Raw genomic sequence first — 2,574 nt, 5'->3', positions numbered from 1 at the left:
AGAGAGCGACTCCACCCAGCCCGCCATCATGCGCAGCAAATCCAGGTCTTTGTCAATCACGCTCAGCATGCCTGGGCGCAACACCTTCACGGCCACCTCGCGCTCAATGCCTTGCTTGGTTTTGAGCACCGCAAAGTGCACCTGGGCAATGGATGCACTGGCCACTGGCTGACGCTCAAACGACACAAAGATGCTGTCTACCGGCTTTTTAAAGGCACGTTCAATGATCTCGATGGCCACTTCACTTGGAAACGGTGGCACACGGTCTTGCAGCCGAGCCAATTCATCGGCAATGTCCACCGGCAACAAGTCACGCCGGGTTGAGAGCACTTGCCCAAATTTGACAAAAATAGGTCCCAAACTCTCAAGGGCTTCCCGAATACGCTGACCGCGCGGCGCATCTAGCTTGCGCCCTAAGGTCAGCAACCGTGCCAAGCGCAACAACCATGGCTTGTTGAAACTGGTCAGCACCAGTTCATCCAGGCCATGGCGCAACATCACCCAAAGGATGAACGCCCCACGAAAAAGGCGCGTCATACGCTTGACTTGCCAGGCACAAATGTGGCCGCTTTGGCCATGAATTCGCGCAAAGATGTGGCCAGTGTGGTGGCCATTTTGCTCAAGGTATGGGCAGGCACATCGCCAATGACGCGCGCCAAGTCATCTTCCATGTCCCAGCGTACATGCTCCACCAGCCAATTCACCTCTGCGGCCAGTTGCACATCACCCTCGATGCGAACCGCAGGTTTTTCGCCACGCAAGGTGGCCTGCGCCAAAGACAAAGGTGATTCGTCCGTCAAGGTCATCACCAAGTCGGCTGGTGTTTCAGCGCTGGCCAAGTCCAGCAAACCCGCTGGGGTGGCTTGTAGCTTGAAACTGAAAATGCGCCACTGCACCAGCATCACCTGGTTTTTTTGCCGAGCCAGCCGTGCCATGGCTTCGGGCTCTTGCATCAACACATGGTTCAGCAACAAAACCAAGCGGCGCTGCGCTTCGTTGACTGCCCAGGCGGGTGGTTGAATTTGAGGGAGTGGGAGTTTTTGGAGGAGACCCTCCAGAAATGGAAAAGGGGACTGTGTGCTCATAGTCCCCGATTATTCCCCGAAAAATAAGCTTCGGCCTTACTGCAGGGCTTGAACCCCTGCAACCAACCAACCATTGTTGCCATTTTTGGATTTGACCATGTTCCAGACTTCACGGAATGGGCTCGGTGAGCTGGCCGCATCTTCACGAATCATGCCTGAGAACTCCACGCTGGCCATGTAATCGTTGCCCAAATCTTCAATCCCCAGCAAATGGGCTTCGATCATGACCACTTCAGTCATGTTTTGTGAGCCACCCGGATGGGTTTCACGCTCAGCGAGTTGCGCCTGAATTTCTTTCAGCATGGTGTCTGTCATCATCACACGCAGCGCAGGAATGTCTGATTTGTCCCAAGCGGCTTGCAATGACACAAAATTAGCCTTGGCTGACTTGAGAAAACCTTCAGAGTCAAAACCCGCAGGAATACCCCAAGTTTGTGCACCCAACAAACCCGAGCCGATCATCGAACCCGACGTGGCAGTGGCAGCGCTGACCGGTGCACTGGCTTCAAAAGCGGTGGTGTTGCGTTCCCAAGGCCGGGCAGAGGCATCGTTGCCCACATTTTCAGGCCGATAGTCTGCCGACAATGAAGTTGGCGCTGGTGCCGAAGCCGCACCTGCAGCAGCACCCTGGAACGCAAACGGCGAAGTTGCAACTTGACCCCCTTGGCTTTTACGCCGCATGAACCAGCCCACCGCCACCATAATGACCAGTGCCAGCAGGGCAAACATCAAAAACTGCCCCATGGCTGCACCCAGCCCAAGCGAGCTGGCCAACCAAGCCAAGCCCAAGCCTGCAGCCAAACCGCCCAACATCGCGCCCCAAGGTTTCTTGGGTGCAGCCGCTGCAGCAGGTGCCGCGGCCGGTGCTTTGGCAGTGTTGTTCGCTGCTTGCGAAGGCGCAGTTGCAGGCGAGGCTTGGCGCTGCGTGACATTGCTGGACTGTTGACCGAAAGATTTGCCGCCACCAAAACGCTTGGCAGCCTCGGCATGCCCTGCAAATAGCACCAAACAGATGCTCAAAACCGATAGCCAACGTTTCATGATTTCTCCTGATTGAATTTGATTCACAACATCATTGGGCGGAAAAGCCGCTCAACACTTGATACCCACATGCAAGGCTACCAGACCACCCGTCATGTTGTGGTAATCCACATGGCCAAAACCATTAGCTTTCATCAGGGATTTGAGCTCTTCTTGACTTGGGTGCATGCGAATCGACTCAGCCAAATATTGGTAACTGGACGCATCACCCGCCACCCACTGCCCCAATTTAGGCAGCACCTTGAACGAATACCAGTCATAAGCTTTTTCTAGCGGCTTGGCCACTTTGGAAAACTCCAGCACCAACAGCTTGCCACCCGGTTTGAGCACCCGGTTCATCTCAGCCAAGGCTACGTTCTTGTGCGTCATGTTGCGCAGACCAAAAGCCACCGTGACCAGGTTGAAATGGGCATCAGGAAACGGCAGGTGTTCAGCATCACAGACCAGG

General features: G+C 55.1%; 4 protein-coding genes. All 4 read right to left on the bottom strand.

Going from position 1 to position 2,574, the window contains the following annotated elements; all coding sequences use genetic code 11:
• On the bottom strand, window positions 1-537 hold a 537-nt coding region (locus tag PHT20_RS16655), incomplete at its 3' end, for an AarF/UbiB family protein (RefSeq protein WP_301021410.1).
• Window positions 534-980, bottom strand: a complete 447-nt coding sequence (locus tag PHT20_RS16650) for a hypothetical protein (protein WP_366520955.1) — start codon at window positions 978-980, stop codon at window positions 534-536. The genes PHT20_RS16650 and PHT20_RS16655, both read right to left, overlap by 4 nt.
• 141 nt (window positions 981-1,121) lie before the next feature.
• Window positions 1,122-2,126: a TIM44-like domain-containing protein gene (locus PHT20_RS16645; protein ID WP_301021409.1), complete on the bottom strand. Its 1,005-nt coding sequence runs from the start codon at window positions 2,124-2,126 to the stop codon at window positions 1,122-1,124.
• 51 nt (window positions 2,127-2,177) lie between these two features.
• Window positions 2,178-2,574: ubiquinone/menaquinone biosynthesis methyltransferase (locus PHT20_RS16640; protein ID WP_301021408.1), on the bottom strand; the 397-nt coding region annotated here is incomplete at its 5' end.

It is taken from the genome of Rhodoferax sp., assembly GCF_028715765.1.
Classification (GTDB): domain Bacteria; phylum Pseudomonadota; class Gammaproteobacteria; order Burkholderiales; family Burkholderiaceae_C; genus Rhodoferax.
Note: the sequence above shows the minus strand (reverse complement) of the source record. Positions and strands in the feature narration are given on the sequence as shown.

What these genes read in the sequence shown, in the direction of transcription:
- PHT20_RS16645 (WP_301021409.1), bottom strand. Translation starts at nt 2,126, where the DNA reads ATGAAACGTTGGCTATCGGTTTTGAGCATCTGTTTGGTGCTATTTGCA.